This is a genomic window from Mycobacterium heidelbergense, from assembly GCF_050205645.1.
Taxonomy (GTDB): domain Bacteria; phylum Actinomycetota; class Actinomycetes; order Mycobacteriales; family Mycobacteriaceae; genus Mycobacterium; species Mycobacterium heidelbergense_A.
This window is the reverse complement of the sequence record NZ_JBNMQT010000003.1, coordinates 138,265-159,282: the sequence shown is the minus strand read 5'-3', so window position 1 is coordinate 159,282 and position 21,018 is coordinate 138,265. Positions and strand designations below refer to the sequence as shown.

Genomic DNA, 21,018 nt, shown 5'->3' with positions numbered 1-21,018 from the left:
CGTCGGGGGGCGCCGCGATGCGCTTCCGATCGGACGGCGATAATGACATTCTCTAGTTCGGAGAAGCCATTTCCGCATGCAGGTTCCGGAGGAGGTCGACGATGGGCGCTGACATCGACGGGATGGTCGCCCTGGTAACCGGAAGCAGCCGCGGGCTGGGCAAGGCGATCGCCGCGCGGCTTGCGGCCGAGGGTGCGACGGTGGCGCTGACCGCGCGCACGATGGATCCCGATCCCAAATACCAAGGGTCGCTGAGCCAAACCCGCGACGAGATCGCGGCCGCGGGCGGTCGGGCCATCGCGGTGCAAGCGGATCTGTCCCAAACCGAGGAGCGGGAACGGCTCTTCGCCGAGGTGGTGCAGGCCGTCGGCGCGCCCGACATCCTGGTCAACAACGCCGCGGTGACCTTCCTGCGGCCACTGGACGGGTTTCCCGAGCGACGGGCCCGGTTGATGATGGAGATGCATGTGCTCGGCCCTTTGCATCTGTGCCAGTTGGCAATTCCCGCGATGCGCGAGCGCCGCCGCGGCTGGATTCTGAACGTGACGTCGGTGGGCGGCGACCTGCCCCCGGGGCCACCGTTCTCCGACTTCGACCGCGCCGCGGGCTTCGGGATATACGGTACGGCCAAGGCCGCGCTCAATCGGCTCACCAAAAGCCTTGCCGCCGAACTCTACGACGACGGGATTGCCGTCAACGCCGCCGCCCCGTCGAATCCCGTGGCGACCCCCGGGGCCGGCACCCTCGACCTGGCCAAGACCGACACCGAGGGCATCGAGCTGATCACCGAGACCGCCTTCCGATTGTGCACGGGCGACCCGAAGACCCTGACCGGTCGCATCGCGCACACCCAGGCGTTTCTGGCCGAAGTGGGCTGGCCGAAATCGGCGGGCTGAATGGCCGCTGAGCTCGACCTCGACGAGCTGCGGCGGCGACTGGCCGGCGCGGGTGTCACCGGCGTCGACTCACTTGCCGGGGGAGCGTCCAGCCTCACTTTTCGGGGTGTGTGCGATGGTCGGGCCGTGGTGATCAAGGTCGCTCCGCCCGGCGTGCAGCCGGTCGCGCACCGCGACGTGCTGCGCCAGGCCCGCATCATCAAAGCGCTTGCCGCGTCCCAGGTTCCGGTCCCCGAGGTGCTGTGGGAGGACTCGGGAAGCCCGCCCCTGTTCGTGATGTCGCACGTGGAAGGCGACTGTGTTGAGCCGTTGTTCGACGGTTGCCCATCGACCCCTGACCTCGCGGAGCGTTACCGCAATGCATGCCGGGCGATGGCCGCCCTGCACAGCCTGTCGCCGAGCGACTTGGGTTTGGGCGGTGACCCGGTCATCGACCCGCTCGCGGAAGTCCGGCGCTGGTGCGACACGTTGCTCACCGTCGACGCCGCCCTGGTGCCCGGCTGGCGGGATGTGCGCGACGCGTTGTTAGGTTGCGCGCCAACGGGTATGACGCCGAGGGTGGTACACGGTGACTTCCGGCTGGGCAACCTGATGGCCGTCGGCGCTCAGATCACCGCGGTGATCGACTGGGAGATTTGGTCGCTCGGCGATCCGCGCGTCGATGCGGGCTGGTTCCTGATCAACTGTGATCCCGATACCTATGGGCGCGTCTCGGCCTCGGCTGGAATGGCACCGCCCGTCGCTGAGCTCACCGACATCTATCAACGCGAGCTGGGTTGCGAGGTCAGCGACTTGGATTGGTTCATCGCGTTGGCGTGCTTCAAGTCAGTGGCGACATGGTCGCTCATCGTCAAACACAACCGCAGACGACGTTCTCCCCGAGCCGAATTGGAAGCCATGGCGGCCACGCTGCCGCGGCTGCTGGAGCGCGCTCGGTCAATGCTGGACTAGCGGCAGCGCACGAACGGGTTCTCGCAGTACATGCCGACGCCACCCCAGTTCTGTTCCGAATCGCCTTCGTCTTGCGTAGGCGCTCGCAGTGCGGGGACAGCCCCCGATATCAATTGGTTGATGACGATGTTGGCTCCGCCCGACCCATCAGTTTGCGGGTCTGCGTTGGCCACACCAGTGGCGCCGAAGAAGTTCGCGGCACACACCGCGCCGGCAAACAGTCCGGCAGCGCACACGCGAAATTTCATGCCGCTGATTCTACCGCCCGCCGGATGAGGAGGATACAAAATTTTTCGCCACGGCAACGGGCATCGGTGTTTGCCCCGGTTCTTGCGCAGCAAGATCGCATATCAATTACGAACCTGCAACAACTTTGATGGGATAGCCAGCAAATTTCGCAACTCGAATCTCACGCTGCATACGGTGTCGCGCGTGAGGCCGATCGCTGTGGTGGTGCACCGCATTGCGGCTGTCGCTGTCTGCTTCGTGATGTCAGTGACCATGGCGCCCCCAGGAACCGCGGAACCTGACGCTGAGCCTGCCGCCGCCGAGACGCCACCGGCCGACGGGCAGGTACCTTCGGCCGATCCGGCAGCCCTCGACACTCCCGATGGCTGGACGTTGACCCTCGGGGCGAGGGACGAGTCGCAAGTTCCCGTCGCGCCGCTGACTACGGCGGTCTCGTCGCGCGAATACCTCGCCAGCGGGACGTTCGTTGCTTCGCTGAAAGGACCGGAACCACCTCATGGCGTCCTCGAGGTGGGTTACGAAATCGGCTGCGGAATCGACATGAGCACGTCCAACGGTGTCACGATGGCGGGTAGCGCCGGCCTCAGCCCGGGGCTCGCCTTTACAGGAATATTCACCGGTGTGCCCGGTGTCGTGCCGTTGGTGACCGCGCCAATTAACGGCGTGCTCAGCGTGGGGCTCAAGCCCGGCATCATCATCGTGGTTCCGGTGGTCAAGAAACAGTTCAAGGGTTCCGATCCCTGGGTCTTGATCAGCAACTTCCACGTCAAAATCGATGGTTGCGTTGGTCAGTCGTTCATCCGCTCCTACGCGACCCTGACTCGAGTCACCGATGAATCCGACGTGGTGCTGTCGTACGTCGGCGTCACCAAGGCCGTCTAGCCGCGCGGGATGCCCGCCAGCTTGTCCGCGAACTTCGCCTCGGCGGCCTCGCGCAACCGCAGCAGGTGCTCGGAGGGGAACAGATCGGGAGCCGACGCGCGGTCTTTGAGCAACAGGCGGGCCAGCGTCACCTTGTGCACTTCTGTCGGACCGTCGGCAAGGCCGAGCACGAACGACTCCACCAGGTATTGCACAAACGGCATCTCATGAGTGGTCCCCAACGATCCGTGTAGCTGAAGCGCCCGCGACGACACGTCGTGCAGCACCTTCTGCATCATCGCCTTGACCGCCGAGATGTCGGCGCGTACCGCCTTGTAGTCGTTGAATTGATCGATCTTCCAGGCGGTTTGGAGTGTGAGCAGCCGGAAGGCCTCGATCTCCATCCACGAGTCGGCGACCATCTCCTGGACCAGTTGCTTGTTCGCCAACGCCTCGCCCTGGGTGTAGCGCGACACCGCCCGCTCACAGATCATGTCGAAGATCCGCCGGACCAGCCCCACCGTGCGCATCGCGTGATGAATCCGTCCACCACCCAACCGGGTCTGCGCGACGACGAAGGCCCCGCCGCGCGGGCCGAGCATGTGATCAGCCGGCACCCGCACGTTTTCATAACGCACGTAGCCCTCACGCCCACCGCCGGGCGGCTGATACCCCAGCCCGACGTCGCGCATCACGTTGATGCCCGGCGTGTCGCCGGGCACGACGAACATCGAGTAGCGCTGATATGGCGGCGCCTCGGGGTCGGTCATCGCCATCACAATGATGAACGACGCCATCGACGCGAACGACGAAAACCACTTCTCTCCGTTGATGATCCAGTGGTCACCATCGGGCTCCGCGGTGGTGCGGAACACCTTCGGGTCGGCGCCGCCCTGCGGTTCGGTCATCGAGAAGCACGACACGATGCGGTTGTCCAGCAGCGGCTCGAGGTAGCGCGCTTTGAGCTCGGGCGTGCCGTAGTGCGCAAGGATCTCGCTATTGCCGGAATCGGGTGCCTGCGACCCGAAGACTATCGGCGCGCACTCCGAGCGGCCCAGGATCTCGTTGAGCAGAGCCAGTTTCACCTGACCGTAGCCGGGACCGCCCAGATGCGGCCCCAGGTGGGTGGCCCACAGGCCGCGCTGCTTGACGATCTGCTGCAACGGCGGGATCAGCGCCTGACGCACCGGATCGCCCAGGTCGTGAGACTCCTTGACGATCAAGTCGATCGGCTCGCATTCGCTGCGCACGAAGTCCTCGACCCATTCGAGTTGTTCCGCCCACTGGGAGTCGGTGGAGAAGTCCCACGACATCTGTCGTCCTCTCTGCGTTGCGGCTCACCGCGACCACCTTTTGCGGCGCTCCGCCGCCTCGTCGGTGGCGTGTGCGATCACCTGGTTGCGGTTTTCCAGTTCGAGCGCCGACGGGAGGCTGGCCGCGTCGGTGTTCACTTGCAGCGCGCGCTTTGTCAGTTGCACACCAAGCGGGGCAAGATCCGCGATCAGCGACGCCAACTCCAAGGCGCGGTCGGCCAACCGATCCGGCTCGACGACTTCGCTGACCAGAGCGCGCCGATCGGCCTCGGCGGCCGAAACGGTGCGACCGGTGAGCATCCAGTCGGCCGCGATGCTGGTCCCGACGATCCGGGGCAGGTGATAGCTCATGCCCATCTCCGCCCCCGACAACCCGAGCAAGATGGCGGCGTTGCCGAATGATGCTGCGGCCGAACAGATCCGGATGTCGCAGGCGAGACACAACGCGAATCCCGCACCGACACAGGGGCCGTTGACCGCGGCGATGACGGGCTGCGGCAATTGGCGGATGGCTTCGGCCAATGCGGCCATGTTCTCCTGGAACCGCAGGCGGTCCGTCGCCGGCGCGCTGGCCTCCGGCACGTTGGGCCCGAAGTCGCGCATGTCGATACCCGCGCAGAAGCCGCGACCGGCACCGGTCAAAACCACCGCGCGCACCGCGTTGTCGGCTGCGATATCGGCCAGCATCCGACGCAGTTCGGTTTGCATGGCCTCGTTGATCGCGTTGAGGCGCTCGGGTCGGTTCAGACGCACAACGGCGACACCGTCGCGCGGACGTTCGAGTTCCAGAGTGTCGGACAGCAGAGATCCCCTTCGATCATCACCGATCGTAATGCGTCTCTCGGCTGAGGAGAATATTCCTCTCCTAGACGGCGAATCTATTCTCGTGACCCCGGAAGCGCGGCTATGTCTGCGGGTGGCCGGCCCGCGCGGCTGCGCGCCGGGCGGCCTCGGTGTGCTCGGCGGCGGTCACCACCACCGCGTCGGATCCGGGATACACCGTCGCCTCGTGGCCCGTCACCAGCCATCGCACCACGTAGGGCGGCGAGCCGTCTTCAGCGCGCACTCCGATGATCTCCGCATGCTGATCATGCCGTTCCGTTGTCGTGCCCTTGACAACAAGGAAGTCGCCGACCCTGGCCTTCATCGCCCGCTCCCTTCTCTCGGGGTTGTGAGACGTGCCGACCCTTCCAATCGTGCGCGCTTTGCTCACCCAACGGAAGACGCAGCCGGCGCAATCCGAAAATGATTGCGGCAGGGGCGGGTTCAGGCGTCGAAGTTCGTGCCCGCGGTCAGGCCTTCCCATTTCGCGATCTCGTCGGCGCGCGCGTCGGCGACATAGCGGTACAGGCCTAGGGCGTCGGGCCCCAGCAGCAGGAACCCCGGGGGCTCGTCGGACTCGACCGCAGCGATGATCGCCGAGGCGGCCTTGGCGGGGTCGCCGGCCTGGTGGCCGTCCATCGTGTCGTTCTCCTTGCGGCGCTGCCCCGCGGTGCCGGCGTAGTCATCGATGATGGTGGCCGACTGCACGAGCGAGCGCCCGGCGAAGTCGGTCCGGAAGGCCCCGGGCTCAACGACGGTCACCGAAATGCCCAGGGGAGCGAGTTCGCCCCGAAGCGAGCCGCTCATGCCCTCGATGGCGGCCTTGGCGGCCGAGTAGTAGCCGGATCCCACCGGATTCACGGTGGCGCCGATGGAGGAGATGTTCACGATCGCGCCGCTGCGGCGGGCCCGCATGCCGGGTAGCACGGCCTTGATCATCGTGACGGTGCCGAAGAAGTGCGTCTCGAACAGCGCGCGGACTTCGGCGTCGTCGCCTTCCTCGACCGCGGCGCGATAGCCGTAGCCGGCGTTGTTAACCAGAACGTCGACGCCACCGAACCTCTCGTCGGCCTGCTGAACGGCGGAGGCGACCTGATCGGGCTTGGTGACGTCAAGCGCGACCGGGAGCACGCGCTGCGCAGCGTGGTCTTCCAGGTCGGCGACCTTCGCAACGTCGCGAGCGGTGACTACGGCGTTGTGGCCGGCCGCGATGACGGCTTCGGCGAGCGCGCGGCCGAGTCCCGTCGAGCAGCCGGTGATGAGCCAGGTGGACATGAGCACGTCTCCTTACCAGTCGAGCCACACTCGAAGATTTGCCAGGTCGTTGTGCCGCGAACACAACCGGATTAGATTCTGCCGACATGGAGCCCCGGTGGCCACCGGACAACCCATGGATACCGTTCACGCCTCTGTCCGACCAAGTCTTCTTGAAATACTGGAAGGTCGATCCGGTCCGTGCGGAGATCGTAGTCTCGATGAAAGTCCCCGCCAACATTGAGCTGGGAACGCACTACCACACCGGAATCGTTGTGGCGCATACGATTAGCGGATCCTGGCGCTATAAGGAGAACAATTGGGTCGCACGCGCCGGCGACACCCTCTACGAGGTTGCCGGGTCCTCGCACACCCCTGAAGCTTTCGAGGACTCGGAGATATTCTTCTACATGACCGGTGAATTGCTCTTCCTCGATCAGGACAACGAGATCCTCTGGCAGGAAAACCACAAGACATCCATCGACCGCTACACCCGCTACTACGCCGACAACGGCATCCGCGCTCGCAACTTGACGCGGTGGGATGCTTGCGGGCGCAAGTCGCAGCCGCCGCGGGTGTCCCGGCGAAGAGAGCCGACGTTGTCGCTCGGATGCGGGCAGAAAGCATGTCGTCTCCTGGAGGGGCATGTGGTGGATATGAACCAGTCGGAAACCCTTAGCAGCCCGCGCCATGTCATCGCCGTCGGCCGGCAACGTCACCTAGTCGGTCAACGCTCGGCCCACGATCAATGGATCCGGCTCACCCACGAGCTCATCGTCCTTGTCGTCGTAATCGGACTTGGCGAGGACGTATCGCATGGCGTTGATCCGGGCACGCTTCTTGTCGTTGCTTCTGACCACGATCCAAGGCGCGACATCGGTATCGGTGGCCTCGAACATCGCCTCCTTCGCCTCGGTGTAGTCGTCCCACCTGTTTATCGACTCCATGTCCATCGGCGAGAACTTCCACTGGCGCACCGGGTCCACCAACCGAATGGCGAACCGGGTGCGTTGCTCGGCCGGTGACACCGAGAACCACAGCTTGGTCAGGCTTATCCCGTTGTCGACCAACATCTGCTCGAAAAGCGGTGCCTGCTCCATGAATTCGGTGTATTCGTCGGGCGTGCAGAACCCCATCACCTTCTCCACGCCCGCGCGGTTGTACCACGACCGGTCGAACAAGACCATCTCGCCGCCGGCGGGCAGGTGACTGATGTACCGCTGGAAGTACCACTGTGTTTTCTCGCGTTCGGTGGGCTTCTCCAGGGCCACCACCCGTGCGCTACGCGGATTGAGGTGCTCCATGAATCGCTGAATAGTCCCGCCCTTGCCGGCGGCGTCGCGCCCCTCGAACACGATCACGTGCCTGCCGCCGGTGCGCTTGCTGTGGTTTTGCAGCTTCAGCAGCTCGACTTGCAACCGTCGCTTCAGCCGCTCGTATTCGTCCCGCGGCATCCGGTGGTCATACGGGTACCGCTCGCGCCACGTTTGGATGTGATCGCCCGACCGATCGAGCAGGACGGGGTCGTCGTCATCCTCGTCGTCGACGGTGTAACCGTGTTCGGGAGTGGAAAGGTCGTCAAGGTCGATTTCTGGCATGTTTCGAGGTATTCCCGGTTCAGCAGACGCGGACACGCCGGTGTCCGCGCGGATTTGCGCGGCGGGGTGGTCATAGCGCGTCCCATTGCCGCTGCACCTTGCGTTCGCTGGGCGTGGGGACCAGACCCGAGGGCGCGAACAACTTCGACGGCACCGGGTCGTCCTCGGTCAACGGCATGCCGCTGCCGCGAATCGCCTTGAGCGCGACCGCAATTCCGGCGATGAACACGATGACGACAACCAACGCGAAGAGGATCGACAGGGTGCCCTGGATGAACGTGTTCCGAATGACCTCGTCGAGCTGGTGGGCGTTCTTTGCCGAACCGAACGCCGTCCTCCCCGCGCTTCTTGCCGCCAAGTACTGCGCATGCTGGGTCCAGTAGCCGACCGCGGGATCCCCGGAGAAGATCTTCTGCCACGACGCGGTCAACGTGACGGCCAGGTCCCACAGCAGCGGCACGCCCGGGATCCACGCCCACCTCAGCAGGCCCTTCTTGATGACGACCACCGTGACGACGGTCAGCGCGATCGCCGCGAGAAGCTGGTTCGCGATCCCGAACAGTGGGAACAGCGTGTTGATGCCACCCAGCGGGTCGGTCACGCCCATCAGCAGGATGCTGCCCCACGCGGCGACCACGGCCAGGCTGCAGACCCATACGCCGGGGCGCCAGCTCGGGTTTCGCAGTTTGGCCAGCGGGCCACCGAAGTTGCCCAGCGTGTCGGAGAGCATGAAGCGATTAACCCGGGTCCCGGCATCGAGGGTGGTCAGGATGAACAGCGCCTCGAACATGATCGCGAAGTGATACCAGAAGGACTTGAGACCGGCGCCGCCGAACACCCGCTGCAGCACCTCGGACATGCCGAGGGCCAGCGTCGGTGCTCCGCCGGTGCGCGACACGATCGTCTTCTCGCCGATGCTGGTGGCGGCCTGGCTGATTTGGTCGGCGGTGGCGGGGGCGCCCGACAACCCGAGTCCGTTGACGTAGTGGGCGGCGCTTGCCGCGGTGCCCCCGGTCTGCGCGGCCGGCGCGTTGAGGGTGAAGTACAGGTGCTGGTTGAGGATCGACGCGGTGATCAGCGCCATGACGGCGACGAAGGATTCGGTGATCATGCCGCCGTAGCCGATCAGCCGCATCTGGCTTTCCTTCTCCAGCATCTTCGGCGTCGTCCCCGACGAGATCAACGAGTGGAATCCGGAGAGAGCGCCGCACGCGATGGTGATGAACAGGAACGGGAACAGCGAGCCGGCGAATACCGGGCCGTTGCCTCGGGTGGCGAAGTGCGAGATTGCGGGTGCCTGCATTTCCGGCCGCGCGATGACGATTCCGATGGCGATGAGCGCGATGGCGCCGACCTTCATGAACGTCGACAGGTAGTCGCGCGGCGCGAGCAGCAACCACACCGGCAGCACCGATGCGGCGAAGCCATAGACGATCAGGCACCAGCACAGCGTGACGGGGGACAGGGTGAACCACGATGCGCCCCACGATGTTTCGGCGACCCAGTTGCCGGACACCACGGCGAGCATCAGCAGCGCGAACCCGATCAGTGATACTTCCGCTACCCGACCGCGACGCAGGAATCGCAGGTAGCAGCCCATGAACAGGGCGATGGGGATGGTCATGGCGATGGAGAACACCCCCCATGGGCTCTCGGCCAATGCCTTCACCACGATCAGTGCCAGCACCGCGATCAGGATCACCATGATGACGAGGACACCGAGGAGGGCCGCGGCCCCGCCCACGACGCCGAGCTCGTCGCGGGCCATCTGACCAAGGGAACGGCCCCGCCGCCGGGTCGAGATCCACAGCACCAAGTAGTCCTGCACGCAGCCGCCGAACACCGCGCCGATGACAATCCAGATGCTGCCCGGTAAGTAACCCATCTGGGTGGCAAGCACCGGACCGACGAGCGGTCCGGCTCCGGCGATCGCGGCGAAATGATGGCCGAACAACACGCGCCGGTCGGTGGGCACGTAGTCGGTGCCGTCGTCGAGAACCTCGGCAGGCGTGGCGTGGTCGTCGCGCGGGCGGACGATCTTCATTTCGATCAGCCGGGCATAGAACCGGAACCCGATGATGTAGGTGCAGATCGCCGCGACCACGAACCAGACCGCGTTCACCGTCTCCCCGCGGGCGAACGCGATGATCGCCCACGCGATGGCACCGAGCACGGCGATCACCGCGAAGACGATCTTGTGCCGGACGGTGATCGGTGAGCGGTCGATGATCGCGACGGCCGGTAAGTCCTCATCGGTGCGGATGTAGCTGACCTGGCTGTTATCGCTTTCCCATGCTGCGATGCGCTCCGTCACGCTCAAACCCTACGACGGCCGGGAGTCCGTCGCCGGGCGAGAATCAGTACAGCGCTCGCACGGTGTCGATGGTGTCGGCTTCGGCCGGGCTCTTGTCGTCGCGGTAGCGCACGACGCGGGCGAACCGCAGCGCCAGCCCGCCCGGGTAGCGCGACGACTCTTGCACCCCGTCGAACGCGATCTCGACCACCTGCTCGGGCCGCACCACAACGACGTGGCTGTCGGTGCCGCCGACGGCGAGCTCGGTAAACCGCGCGGTCTGCCAATCCAGCATGGCGTCGGTCATTCCCTTGAAGGTCTTGCCCAGCATGACGAAGCCGCCCGTGGCCGGATCACGCGCGCCCAGATGGATATTGGAGAGTTTTCCGCGCCGGCGCCCCGAGCCCCACTCGACGGCGAGCACCACCAGATCGAGCGTGTGCACCGGCTTGACCTTGAGCCAGCCGGCTCCGCGACGGCCCGCTTGATAGGGCGCCCCCGGCGCTTTCGCCATGACGCCTTCGTGCCCGGCGGCCAGCGTCGCGTCCAGGAAGGCGGTGGCGGCCGCGGGGTCGGACGTGGCGAGCCGATCGACCCGCTGCGCGGGTGGCACCAGCGCGTCCAGGGCGGCCAGCCGGTCGGTGGTCGGGGCATCGAGCAGGTCGACGCCGTCGCGGTGCAAGACGTCGAAGAAGAACACCGAAAGTGGCTGCGCCAGTTGGGCTGCGGCCACGTCGACGGATCGGCCGAACCGTGACGCGGTGACCTGGAAGCGGTGTGGCCGGTTGTCCGGCCGCAGCGCGATCGCTTCGCCGTCAGCGATGAACTCGCTCACCGGCAGTGCCAGCGTCGCCTCGACCACCTCGGGCAGCCGGGCGGTGACGTCGTCGAGGCTTCGGGTGTAGACCGTGACCTGGTCGCCGGCGCGGTGGATCTGCACACGTGCGCCGTCCAGCTTCGCCTCGAAAATCGTTGTGCCGCCATGGCGTTCGAGCGCATCGGCGACACTGGTGGCGGTCTGCGCCAGCATCGGGCCGACCGGTTGGCCAACCCGCAGGGTGAATGCCTCCAGTGCGACGGCCCCGCCGGAAAGCCCGGCCGCCGCTACCGCGGGCAGGTCCCCGCCCAGCATCGCGGCGCGCTGCACCGCTGCGGCCGGGATATCGGCGGCGCGGGCGACGGCGTCCGCCATGATCCCGGCCAGCGCGCCCTGGCGCAGTTCGCCGCTCATGAGTCGCAGCAGAAAGGTCTGTTCGGTTTCGGTCGCGGCGGCGAACAGGTCCGCGACGAGTTCGGCACGCCGCGCCTGGGACCCTTTGCCCGAGACGGCTCCGATCTCGGAGAGGGCGGCGTCGACACCGCTGACGGTCAGGGTCGGATGCGACGCCGCGGGCGGACGCGACCGCAGCGACGCCCATCCCACGCCGATCTGGCGTTGCCGCAGCTCACCCGAGAGCCACGACACGATGATCGAGACGAGCTCGGGATCCGGCGCCGCGCGGCGGAGCAGCTCGGCGATGTGCGCCACCTTGGTCAGGCGCGACGCGGTGCCGCCGACGTCCGCAGACGTCGCCGCCACGTCGAGAAGGAGCACGGTCGCCAGCTTGGCATGGCTCGGTGACAAGCCTTCGGAGCCGACACGCTAGCGTGCCTAGATAACGTTACAGATTGCGTGGAATCTGACAAGCCAAAAAAGGGAGGTCCGGATGGAGATCAACGGGAAGAAGGTCGTCGTCATCGGCGGCGCTTCGGGCATGGGACGTGCCAGCGCCGAACTTCTGCACGAGCGCGGCGCGCAGGTCGCGGTGCTCGATCGTGAGGGCTCCGACGGCAAGGAGGTCGCCGAAGGTGTAGGCGGCAAGTTCTACCCCGTCGACGTCACCGACTTCGGCGGCACCGAGGAAACGCTGCAGGCCGCGGTCGACGACCTGGGTGGCTTGCACGTCGTGGTGACCACCGCGGGCGGCGGCATCGCCAAGCGGACCATGACCAAGACCGGCCCGCACGACCTGGAGTCCTTCCAGTCCGTCGTCGATCTCAACCTCATCGCCAGCTTCAACATCAGCCGGCTGGCCGCGGCACACATGAGCAAGAACGAGCCCGAGGACGAGGAGCGGGGCGTCATCATCAACACCGCGTCCATCGCGGCCTTCGAGGGCCAGATCGGGCAGGTCGCCTACACTGCCGCCAAGGCGGGCATCGCCGGCATGTGCCTGACCATGGCGCGCGACCTGGGGTCGCTGGGCATCCGGGTGCTGGCGATCGCGCCCAGCCTCTTCGCCACGGGTCTGACCAAGGGCATTCCGGACGAATTCGCCTCGGCGCTGACCAAGGACGCGGCCTTCCCCAAGCGCCTGGGTCGGCCCGAGGAGTACGCCAAGCTGGTCGCCGCCATCGTGGACAACCCGATGCTCAACGGCCAATGCCTGCGGCTGGACGCCGGGCAGCGCTTCGCGCCCAAGTAAGACAACCCGGCCGCCCGGGGCCTCGCGGCAATACAGTATCCTCTTTAGGCAGCCGCCCCGCTCCCCCTCGGAGCGGGGCAGGCAGTCAGCCCGGTAGCGAGGAGGCCCGATGGGTATCGCACTGACCGACGACCATCGCGAGCTCGCCGAGGTAGCCCGCGCGTTCCTCACCTCGCAGAAGGCGCGCTGGGCGGCGCGCTCGCTGCTCGATTCGCCGGACGAACCCCGGCCCCCGTTCTGGCAGAACCTGGTGGAACTCGGCTGGCTTGGCCTCCACGTCGACGAAGAACACGGCGGCTCGGGCTACGGGCTGCCCGAACTCGTGGTGGTGACCGAAGAACTCGGCCGCGCGGTGGCGCCGGGACCGTTTGTGCCGACCGTGATCGCGTCGGCGGTGATCGCCAAAGACGGTAGCGCCGAGCAGAAGTCGCGGCTGCTGCCCGGGCTGATCGATGGAAGCCTGACCGCCGGCATCGGCCTGGACGGCCAGGTGCGGGTCAAGGACGGCACTGCCGACGGTGAGGCCGGGATCGTGTTGGGCGCCGGGCTTGCCGAGCTGTTGCTGATCGCGGCCGGCGACGACGTGCTGGTGCTGGACCGCGGCCGCGCCGGTGTGTCGGTGGACGTGCCCGACAACTTCGATCCGACCCGGCGTTCCGGGCGGGTGCGCCTGGAGAATGTGAGCATCGCCGCCGAGGACATTCTGGCGGGGGCCCGGGAATCGGCATTGTCGCGGGCGCGGACATTGCTGGCCGCGGAAGCGGTGGGCGGCGCGTCGGACTGTGTCGACGCCGCCGTCGACTATGCCAAGGTGCGCCAGCAATTCGGCCGCACCATCGCTACTTTCCAAGCGGTGAAGCATCATTGCGCGAACATGTTGGTGGCCGTCGAATCGGCGATCGCCGCGGTGTGGGACGCCTCGCGCGCCGCGGCGGAGGATGAGGAGCAGTTCCGCCTCATCGCCGCGGTGGCCGCGGCGCTGGCATTCCCGGCCTACGCGCGCAACGCCGAACTCAATATTCAGGTGCATGGCGGCATCGGCTTCACCTGGGAACACGATGCGCATCTGCACCTGCGCCGGGCGCTGGTGAGCTCGGCGCTTTTCGGCGGCGACGCGCCGGCCGGCGACGTGTTCGATCGCACCGCGGCCGGCGCTGTCCGGGAGAACAGCCTGGACCTGCCGCCCGAGGCAGAGGAACTGCGCAAGCGGATCCACGCCGATACCGCCGAGATCGCCGCGCTGGACAAGAAGGCGCAGCGCGACAAGCTGATCGAGACGGGCTACGTGATGCCGCACTGGCCCAAACCGTGGGGTCGCGCGGCCGATGCCGTGGAACAGTTGGTGATCGAGGAGGAGTTCCGCGCGGCGGGCATCAAGCGCCCCGACTACTCGATCACCGGATGGGTGATCCTGACCCTGATCCAGCACGGAACTCCTTGGCAGATCGAAAGATTCGTGGAGAAGGCGCTGCGCCAGGACGAGATCTGGTGCCAGCTGTTCTCCGAGCCCGAAGCCGGATCGGACGCGGCGTCGGTGAAGACCAGGGCCACCCGGGTGGACGGCGGCTGGAAGATCAACGGGCAGAAGGTGTGGACCAGCGGTGCGCAGTACTGCGCGCGCGGTTTGGCCACCGTGCGCACCGACCCCGACGCGCCCAAGCACGCCGGCATCACCACCGTGATCGTCGACATGAAGGCGCCCGAGGTCGAGGTTCGGCCGCTGCGGCAGATCACCGGCGGCTCGGAGTTCAACGAGGTGTTCTTCAATGACCTGTTCGTCCCCGACGAAGACGTCGTCGGCACGCCCAATTCGGGGTGGACGGTGGCGCGGGCGACGCTGGGCAACGAGCGGGTCAGCATCGGCGGCAGCGGATCGTTCTACGAGGGCCTGGCGTCCAAGCTCGTGCAGCTTGCTCAAGCGTCAGATCGGTTGGCGGGCGCGCGAATCCGGGTCGGAAACTTCCTGGCCGACGATCACGCGCTGCGGCTGCTGAACCTGCGCCGCGCCGCCCGCAGCGTGGAGGGCGCGGGCCCGGGTCCTGAGGGCAACGTCACCAAACTCAAGCTGGCCGAGCACATGATCGACGGCGGCGCGATCTCCGCGGCGCTGCTGGGACCCGAGGTCGCACTGCTCGACGGGCCCGGCGCGATCGTCGGCCGCATGATGATGGGCGCCCGCGGCATGGCGATAGCGGGCGGCACCTCGGAGGTGACCCGAAACCAGATCGCCGAGCGGATTCTCGGCATGCCCCGCGACCCGCTGATCAACTAGCGGCGGCAGGCGTCACCTGCCGCCCCCGGCCTATGTCGACGTGTCTTCCAGATACGGCCCCAAGCCGAATTTCTCCGTCAGCGTCAGCCAGTCGGCCGCCGAGACCGCATAGGCAGGGGGTTCATTCGTTACGGGCACATTGGTGGACCACGAAAATCGGCGCTTGAGTCCTTCGAAATTGCGGCATCCGATGGTCAGTGGTGGCATCCCGGGTACGCCGACGGACATGGCGGGCGTCGTCGAAAAGTACTGGCCCGCCGCGTCTGAGGCGACATTTTGGGCAGACGGGAACGCATGACCCGCCGAGAGCTGGTAGGTAGCCGGTGTAGCGGTCACCTGCGAAGCCGACGCCCGGGCAGTGAGCGTGTTGCTGTTGGGGTCGATCACCTGGATCGTGCCGTTGTCGACGTCAACGAACAGTTGGGGGTGCGAGAGCGATTGCGTCAGTCGGTGTTTCTTTATCAACGCGAATGGCCCCATGTCTTGGATCAACAGCGGGTTGGGAAACAGCAGACACCGAGTCGGTTCTCCTGGTGCGGGCCCGCGTGCAGCGGACCGGCCGCCCAGGAGCAGCAGCTCGTCGAATTCTGACTCCGCCAGCCAGGCGTCGACGACCCACACCGGCTGCGTGTCGAGCGGTGTCGCCGGAGCAATGCGCCGATCGCGTCCGCCCAGAACAAAGCGGTGCCGGCCACATTGCAGATGCAGCGCAACTCCGTTGTCTACCCATAGCCCCAGCTGCGCATCAACGAGTGGATAGACATCACCGCGCCGCCGATCGATGGCGAGCCCATCGCCGGTCACGGTTATGAGGTACTTGCCCCGCGATCGCCAAAAGATGCGGGCGGCAAAACCCACCCCGACAACCAGCAGCCCAACCACCATGCCGTAAATGACCGGGGCGCCGATATGCGGGAAGGGCAGGTGAATGACCTTTAACACGCGCAGGACCTGTAGCGCGCCAAACAAGACCGCCACGGCAAAAAACGCCGTGTAACCGACCTGCCAGTATCGAATCCAGTTGGGCGAGAAGGCCCCAGACGACGCGGCGAACTGACGCGACGTGGCCGATTGGTCGTTAACGCTCATGCCGCCTCTTTTCATTCCGCTGACATTCGGCCCGCCGCCTACCGTGGCGTCTCTTTCGAACTCCACCAGGACCGGCTCGCTACCGATCCCAACTAAGCTCTTGCCGACGGATCGCCCGCAGTCGTTAAGGACCCGCAGCATACTGCGCGGCAATGTGCAGCGGAAGAGAATTCGGGGGCTAGGCGGGCGCGAACAACGGGGCCCCACCGGCGCCCTTCTCCGGCCGCAACTCGACGGGCATCCCGCACTTGACCGAATCCGGTTCGCAGTCAACGATATTGGCGGCCAGGCGCAGGCCGCTTTGTTCGGCGAGCTCGATGATCGCGATCACGTAGGGGACCGGGATCTCCGGGTTGTACGGGTGGTGGTTGACCGTATAGGTGAAAACCGTGCCGCGTCCGGAGACCGGCCTGGCCACCAGCGAGCCGCCGCACACGCGACATTCGCCGGCCGCCGGATGCACCCAGCGCCCACAACGGTCGCAATGCTCGATGAGCAGCTGGGACGGCGACTCGCCTGGCACGGCCAATACAGTACACTCTATTGGTCCAGTGTGTGCGGTGGGGTTGGTCCTTCGGGCGGTGCAAATGACGTATTTCGAAAAAGACGCGATCTTGTCGGGCATCGGGATCTCGCGAATAGGTCGTCGCACCGGCATCCCGGGATTCGACCTGACCATGGAGGCGGTGCGGTCCGCCGTCGCCGACGCCGGTCTGGGGGCCGCCGACATCGACGGGATCGCGACCCTGGGCGACACCCCGGCCGCCGAGGTCAACGCCGCGCTGGGGATCGAGGCGGCCGACTGCGGCTCCGGGTTCGGCACCGGCGGGTTGCTGAGCCCGGTGATGTCGGCGTGCCGGGCGGTCGCCGAGCGCCGCGCCCATCACGTCGTCATCTACCGGACCATCCAGATGCTGGGCGGCACTGTCCCCGTCAAGCAGGAAGAGAATGCGCCGGCGCCGGCGCTCGCGCGCATGTTCGAGACACCCGAAGGCGCCGAGCGTCCCGCCGTCGGCGCGATGGACGACGTCAACGATCTGGTTGCGGCACAGGCCTACTCCGCCGCGAACTGGCTGGCGCTGAACTGCCGTCGGCACATGGAGTTGTACGGAACCACCAAGGAGCAGCTGGGCTGGCTGGCCCTCAACGGCAGGCGCAACGCCGCGTTGAATCCCCTTGCGGTGTACCGCGAACCGATGACGATGTCCGACTACCTGGGCGCGCGGCCGGTGTCGACGCCGTTCGGGCTGCTGGACTGCGATGTCCCCATCGACGGGTCGATCGCGGTGGTGGTCTCGCACGCGGAATACGCCCGCGACTGCCCACACCGCGCCGTGCGGGTGGAAGCGATCGGCGGGTCCGACGGCGCCGGTGGTTGGTTCCACCGCGACGACTACCCCAAGATGGCGATGTCGGACGCGGCGGCACAGATGTGGTCGCGCACCGAGTTGAAGCCCGCCGACCTCGAACTCGCCGAGTTGTACGACGGCTTCACCTTTCTCACCCTCGCCTGGCTGGAGGCGCTGGGCGTGTGCGGTGACGGCGAGGGCGGCCCCTTCGTCGACGGCGGTGCCCGGATCGCGCGCGACGGTGTGCTGCCGCTGAACACCTACGGCGGCCAACTCTCAGCCGGGCGCATGCACGGGTATTGGGCGTTGCACGAAGGGTGTCTGCAGTTGCGCGGCGAAGCGGGGGAGCGGCAGGTGTCGCGGCGCCCGGAGGTCGGCGTGGTTTCCGTGGGCGGGGGTCCCGTCGCGGGATGCATGCTGCTCACCTGTTGAGACCTCACGTCGATGAATACCGCGCCACAGGCCGGCCCAGCGAACAAACTGGCTTCGACGATCGCCCGTGAGATCGAGGCCGACATCGTTCGCCGTGGCTGGCCCGTCGGCGAGTCCCTGGGTTCCGAACACGCTCTGCAACAACGCTTTTGCGTGAGCCGGTCCGTGCTTCGGGAGGCCGTTCGGCTGGTGGAGCATCATCGGGTCGCGCGGATGCGGCGGGGACCCAATGGCGGACTGCTCATCTGCGAGCCGGACGCGGGCCCTGCGACCCGCGCCATCGTCATCTATCTCGAGTACCTGGGCACGACGCCGGCCGACTTGCTCAACGCGCGCCTGGTGCTCGAGCCGCTGGCGGCCTCGCTTGCCGCCGAGCGGATCGACGAGGCCGGCATCGATCGGCTGCGTGCGGTTCTGCGCGCGGAGGAGCACTGGAGGCCGGGTCTGCCGGTGCCGCGAGACGAATTCCACATCGCGCTTGCCGAGCGATCCAAAAACCCCGTGCTGCAATTGTTTATCGACGTCTTGATGAGGCTCACCACGCGATACGCGCTGCAGTCGCGAACCGACTCGGAGAGCGAGGCCATCGAGGCGATCGACTACATGCACCAAGACCATTCCGAAATCGTTGCCGCAGTCACCGCCGGTGATTCCGCACGCGCCAAGACGCTGTCCGAGCGCCACGTGGAAGCGGTCACCGCCTGGCTGCAGCAGCATGGCGACCGGCGCCGAAGCAGGGCACGCCAGCGGCGACTCAACCCCGAGGCACCACGGGCCAAGCTCGCCGAGGTGCTCGCGGCCAACATCGGCGACGACATCGCGAGCGCAGGCTGGCGGGTCGGGTCGGTCTTCGGGACCGAGACGGAGCTGCTGGCGCGCTACCGGGTCAGCCGCGCGGTGCTGCGCGAAGCGGTGCGGCTGCTCGAATATCACTCGGTGGCGCGGATGCGGCGCGGACCCGGCGGCGGGCTCGTCGTCACTCAACCTCAGGCGCAAGCCAGCATCGACACCATCGCGCTCTATCTGCAGTACCGCAAGCCGAGTCGCGAAGACTTACGTTGCGTCCGGGACGCGATCGAGATCGACAACGTCGCCAAAGTCGTCAAGCGGCGCAGCGAACCCGACGTGGCCGCCTTCCTCGATACGCATGGGCCGGCGTTCGGCGAGAACCCCCAAACCGATGACGAAGTGCGCAAGGCCACCGTCGAAGAATTCCGGTTCCACGTCGGACTGGCACAACTGGCCGGCAACGCGTTGCTGGACCTGTTTCTCAGGATCATCGTCGAGTTGTTCCGCCGGCACGGCTTCAGCACCGGCGGGGCCCTGCCGACCGCCGCCGACGTCATCGCCGTCGAACACGCGCACCGGCGGATTCTCGAGGCGATGGCCGCCGGAGACGACAGCCTGGCGCGTTACCGCGTTCGTCGTCATCTGGACGCCGCGGCCTCCTGGTGGCTGTGATCGAGCCGCATTTGGGGCGATCCCGCATTGTGACCGATTACCTGCATAGCCAAGGGGTGTGGGGGGTATTGGGGTAGGTAACGCGTTGGCAGGACGGCCGGTCCAGCAGGGGGTTGGCATTGTGGTTGAAAGCGGGAGCGCCGAAAAAGTGAGCTGGGGCACGGAAAGGGAACATCAGGGCTTCGTTCACTCCGCGCTCCTGTATCACTCTCAGCGCGAGTACCTGGATTTCGTGGCGGGTTTCGTCATGGACGGGCTCGCGATGGATGAACCGGTTCTCGTCGCCGTGCCCGGCGACATGATGGCGCTCGTACACGACGAGCTGTCCGGCGTGGGCGGGGCGCCGGACGGCCTACGGATGGCCGACACCACCGAGGTCGCCCGCAATCCGAATCGATTCATGGCCATGGAGGGTTCCTTCGTCGAGGAACACCCCGACCGGCGGGTGCGCATCGTCAGCGAGGTCTTCTGGCCGGGCCGTACCGACAACGAGCTTTGGGCCTGCGTAGAGCGTGAGGCGCTGGTGAACGAGGCATTTGACGGTCACGCGGTGACGGGGTTGTGCCTCTACGATGCGAGCCGTCTGGATGACGACGTGCTGGCGGACGTCCGTGCTACCCACCCGACGCTGTGGAGTTGCGGGTCGCTGCACCCCAGCGCCGAATACGCGCCCGACGCCGTGCTGGCGCGCTACAACGAACCCCTGCCCATCAATCCCGGGGCCGTCACGTACATGGTTCGCAAGTCCGCGGATCTGCGCCTGGCGCGGGCTTTCGCCGTCAACTACGCCGACTGGGTCGGACTGTCCCAGGACGGCATCGAGGATCTGCAGCTGATCGCCACCGAGCTGGCCAGCAACAGCTTGATGTACACCAACGGCGCGTGCCGGCTGGCGTTCTGGCGAAACGACGAGCACTTGGTCTGTGAGGCGCGCGACAGTGGACGCCTCGACGACCCGTTGGTCGGACGGCTGAACCCAGGCCCCAGCGGCCCCGCCAGCCGTGGACTATTTCTGGTGAACGCCATATCGGATTTGGTGCGCACCCACTGCACCCCGGCGGGCACGACGATCCAGGCCTATCTGCGGCTTGATCCCTCGCCGCGGCCGATTGGATAGAACCGTGCTTTTACTCGACTGTGGGCGGCGGCGCCACGACCGTGACCGGCGCTCCCAGAGACCCCGCGGGAATGGGGACCGGCACCGTCATCAAACATCCCGTCGGTAGCAGCAATAGCCCGACAAGTCCCGCGCCCAGTGCTATGGCTTTGAGAACCTTTTTGCTCTTCGCATTCATTGGCTTGCCTTTCACGTGCCAGTGCGTGGCCACGATTGCGCTTAGTACCACCCAGCAGATGCTATGCCCTTTTTGACGCACAAGTAAGTTTTTTCGGACGAAAGCACGCCGAAGAGCCGGTAGTCCCGCTGGTTGGGGCGACGGTATCTGTTTAACATTGGGCGACTTGGCATTCCGACCTTCGCCGGACTGCTTTACTTCGGGTTTGCCCTCGGCGTGGTGTTGGGGCGTTCGTCCTGAAACTGCCGTAAAGGCAGTTGCGTTGGCCGCGGCCGACGGCTAGCCTCGGCGCTCGTGCGTCTTCTCAAGCGTGCCGTAGTAGCCAGCACCCGCAGCGGGGTCTGATCCAGACCGACCCCCCGCTGTGGGTCGGAAGCTACGCCGTCGGTCGCTCCTGCTGATCAGAGAAGCCCGACAC

18 protein-coding genes and 1 pseudogene are annotated in these 21,018 nt (G+C 66.4%); 9 read left to right on the top strand and 10 right to left on the bottom strand.

Annotated elements, in window-relative coordinates; all coding sequences use genetic code 11:
* Nucleotides 1-101: 101 nt before the first annotated feature.
* Complete coding sequence (locus ACQI5H_RS04105) at nucleotides 102-896, top strand: SDR family NAD(P)-dependent oxidoreductase (RefSeq protein WP_427078123.1); 795 nt, start codon at nucleotides 102-104, stop codon at nucleotides 894-896.
* Entirely contained in the window at nucleotides 897-1,847 is a 951-nt protein-coding gene (locus ACQI5H_RS04100) for a phosphotransferase family protein (protein WP_427078122.1), read from the top strand.
* On the opposite strand, the gene ACQI5H_RS04095 is transcribed toward ACQI5H_RS04100, so the two are convergent.
* Nucleotides 1,844-2,095 carry a hypothetical protein gene (locus ACQI5H_RS04095; protein WP_427078121.1) on the bottom strand — a complete coding sequence of 84 codons (252 nt, stop codon included), beginning with the start codon at nucleotides 2,093-2,095 and terminating at the stop codon, nucleotides 1,844-1,846. The two genes, ACQI5H_RS04100 and ACQI5H_RS04095, sit on opposite strands and share 4 nt — an antisense overlap.
* A gap of 199 nt (nucleotides 2,096-2,294) precedes the next feature.
* On the opposite strand from ACQI5H_RS04095, the gene ACQI5H_RS04090 reads away from it, so the two are divergent.
* Entirely contained in the window at nucleotides 2,295-2,978 is a 684-nt protein-coding gene (locus tag ACQI5H_RS04090; protein WP_427078323.1) for an MspA family porin, read from the top strand.
* Here ACQI5H_RS04090 and ACQI5H_RS04085 read toward each other — a convergent pair.
* The 4 genes from ACQI5H_RS04085 to ACQI5H_RS04070 all read right to left on the bottom strand — a co-directional run bounded on the left by ACQI5H_RS04085 (nucleotide 2,975) and on the right by ACQI5H_RS04070 (nucleotide 6,367).
* A complete protein-coding gene (locus tag ACQI5H_RS04085) occupies nucleotides 2,975-4,270 on the bottom strand; it encodes an acyl-CoA dehydrogenase family protein (RefSeq protein ID WP_427078120.1) in 1,296 nt (431 codons plus the stop codon). The two genes, ACQI5H_RS04090 and ACQI5H_RS04085, sit on opposite strands and share 4 nt — an antisense overlap.
* A gap of 24 nt (nucleotides 4,271-4,294) precedes the next feature.
* The gene (locus tag ACQI5H_RS04080) at nucleotides 4,295-5,071 is read right to left on the bottom strand and encodes an enoyl-CoA hydratase/isomerase family protein (RefSeq protein ID WP_427078322.1); all 777 of its coding nucleotides are present in this window, start codon (nucleotides 5,069-5,071) and stop codon (nucleotides 4,295-4,297) included.
* Nucleotides 5,072-5,174: 103 nt separating this feature from the next.
* Nucleotides 5,175-5,417, bottom strand: a complete 243-nt coding sequence (locus ACQI5H_RS04075) for a DUF1918 domain-containing protein (protein WP_076060814.1) — start codon at nucleotides 5,415-5,417, stop codon at nucleotides 5,175-5,177.
* Between the two features lie 119 nt (nucleotides 5,418-5,536).
* Nucleotides 5,537-6,367 carry an oxidoreductase gene (locus ACQI5H_RS04070; RefSeq protein ID WP_427078119.1) on the bottom strand — a complete coding sequence of 277 codons (831 nt, stop codon included), beginning with the start codon at nucleotides 6,365-6,367 and terminating at the stop codon, nucleotides 5,537-5,539.
* 86 nt (nucleotides 6,368-6,453) lie between these two features.
* Here ACQI5H_RS04070 and ACQI5H_RS04065 point away from each other — a divergent pair.
* Nucleotides 6,454-6,756 (top strand): annotated as a pseudogene (locus ACQI5H_RS04065) (2,4'-dihydroxyacetophenone dioxygenase family protein); the annotation flags it as partial.
* Nucleotides 6,757-7,065: 309 nt separating this feature from the next.
* Here the strand turns inward: ACQI5H_RS04065 and ppk2 are convergent.
* From ppk2 to ACQI5H_RS04050, 3 genes are all read right to left on the bottom strand, one after another.
* A complete protein-coding gene (gene ppk2, locus ACQI5H_RS04060; RefSeq protein ID WP_427078118.1) occupies nucleotides 7,066-7,944 on the bottom strand; it encodes a polyphosphate kinase 2 in 879 nt (292 codons plus the stop codon).
* A 70-nt stretch (nucleotides 7,945-8,014) separates the two neighbouring features.
* The gene (locus tag ACQI5H_RS04055) at nucleotides 8,015-10,258 is read right to left on the bottom strand and encodes a carbon starvation CstA family protein (RefSeq protein ID WP_427078117.1); all 2,244 of its coding nucleotides are present in this window, start codon (nucleotides 10,256-10,258) and stop codon (nucleotides 8,015-8,017) included.
* Between the two features lie 43 nt (nucleotides 10,259-10,301).
* A complete protein-coding gene (locus tag ACQI5H_RS04050; RefSeq protein WP_427078116.1) occupies nucleotides 10,302-11,831 on the bottom strand; it encodes an ATP-dependent DNA ligase in 1,530 nt (509 codons plus the stop codon).
* Nucleotides 11,832-11,943: 112 nt separating this feature from the next.
* Between ACQI5H_RS04050 and ACQI5H_RS04045 the strand changes: the two genes are divergently transcribed.
* Nucleotides 11,944-12,702 carry an SDR family NAD(P)-dependent oxidoreductase gene (locus tag ACQI5H_RS04045; RefSeq protein ID WP_427078115.1) on the top strand — a complete coding sequence of 253 codons (759 nt, stop codon included), beginning with the start codon at nucleotides 11,944-11,946 and terminating at the stop codon, nucleotides 12,700-12,702.
* A gap of 109 nt (nucleotides 12,703-12,811) precedes the next feature.
* Nucleotides 12,812-14,974: an acyl-CoA dehydrogenase gene (locus ACQI5H_RS04040; protein WP_427078114.1), complete on the top strand. Its 2,163-nt coding sequence runs from the start codon at nucleotides 12,812-12,814 to the stop codon at nucleotides 14,972-14,974.
* Between the two features lie 30 nt (nucleotides 14,975-15,004).
* Here the strand turns inward: ACQI5H_RS04040 and ACQI5H_RS04035 are convergent, their stop codons facing one another.
* Complete coding sequence (locus tag ACQI5H_RS04035; protein WP_427078113.1) at nucleotides 15,005-16,063, bottom strand: hypothetical protein; 1,059 nt, start codon at nucleotides 16,061-16,063, stop codon at nucleotides 15,005-15,007.
* A 178-nt stretch (nucleotides 16,064-16,241) separates the two neighbouring features.
* The gene (locus tag ACQI5H_RS04030; RefSeq protein WP_427078112.1) at nucleotides 16,242-16,586 is read right to left on the bottom strand and encodes a Zn-ribbon domain-containing OB-fold protein; all 345 of its coding nucleotides are present in this window, start codon (nucleotides 16,584-16,586) and stop codon (nucleotides 16,242-16,244) included.
* Between the two features lie 64 nt (nucleotides 16,587-16,650).
* Between ACQI5H_RS04030 and ACQI5H_RS04025 the strand changes: the two genes are divergently transcribed.
* From ACQI5H_RS04025 to ACQI5H_RS04015, 3 genes are all read left to right on the top strand, one after another.
* A complete protein-coding gene (locus ACQI5H_RS04025) occupies nucleotides 16,651-17,844 on the top strand; it encodes a thiolase family protein (RefSeq protein WP_427078111.1) in 1,194 nt (397 codons plus the stop codon).
* A 12-nt stretch (nucleotides 17,845-17,856) separates the two neighbouring features.
* Entirely contained in the window at nucleotides 17,857-19,305 is a 1,449-nt protein-coding gene (locus ACQI5H_RS04020) for a FadR/GntR family transcriptional regulator (RefSeq protein WP_427078110.1), read from the top strand.
* Between the two features lie 121 nt (nucleotides 19,306-19,426).
* Nucleotides 19,427-20,422: an anti-sigma factor RsbA family regulatory protein gene (locus tag ACQI5H_RS04015; protein ID WP_427078109.1), complete on the top strand. Its 996-nt coding sequence runs from the start codon at nucleotides 19,427-19,429 to the stop codon at nucleotides 20,420-20,422.
* Nucleotides 20,423-21,018 lie beyond the last annotated feature (596 nt).

Bases quoted from the DNA above. Each gene is read 5' to 3' on its own strand.
- ACQI5H_RS04105 (WP_427078123.1), top strand. From the start codon at position 102: ATGGGCGCTGACATCGACGGGATGGTCGCCCTGGTAACCGGAAGCAGC.
- ACQI5H_RS04100 (WP_427078122.1), top strand. From the start codon at position 897: ATGGCCGCTGAGCTCGACCTCGACGAGCTGCGGCGGCGACTGGCCGGC.
- ACQI5H_RS04095 (WP_427078121.1), bottom strand. From the start codon at position 2,095: ATGAAATTTCGCGTGTGCGCTGCCGGACTGTTTGCCGGCGCGGTGTGT.
- ACQI5H_RS04085 (WP_427078120.1), bottom strand. From the start codon at position 4,270: ATGTCGTGGGACTTCTCCACCGACTCCCAGTGGGCGGAACAACTCGAA.
- ACQI5H_RS04075 (WP_076060814.1), bottom strand. From the start codon at position 5,417: ATGAAGGCCAGGGTCGGCGACTTCCTTGTTGTCAAGGGCACGACAACG.
- ACQI5H_RS04070 (WP_427078119.1), bottom strand. From the start codon at position 6,367: ATGTCCACCTGGCTCATCACCGGCTGCTCGACGGGACTCGGCCGCGCG.
- ppk2 (WP_427078118.1), bottom strand. From the start codon at position 7,944: ATGCCAGAAATCGACCTTGACGACCTTTCCACTCCCGAACACGGTTAC.
- ACQI5H_RS04045 (WP_427078115.1), top strand. From the start codon at position 11,944: ATGGAGATCAACGGGAAGAAGGTCGTCGTCATCGGCGGCGCTTCGGGC.
- ACQI5H_RS04040 (WP_427078114.1), top strand. From the start codon at position 12,812: ATGGGTATCGCACTGACCGACGACCATCGCGAGCTCGCCGAGGTAGCC.
- ACQI5H_RS04035 (WP_427078113.1), bottom strand. From the start codon at position 16,063: ATGAGCGTTAACGACCAATCGGCCACGTCGCGTCAGTTCGCCGCGTCG.
- ACQI5H_RS04025 (WP_427078111.1), top strand. From the start codon at position 16,651: ATGACGTATTTCGAAAAAGACGCGATCTTGTCGGGCATCGGGATCTCG.
- ACQI5H_RS04020 (WP_427078110.1), top strand. From the start codon at position 17,857: ATGAATACCGCGCCACAGGCCGGCCCAGCGAACAAACTGGCTTCGACG.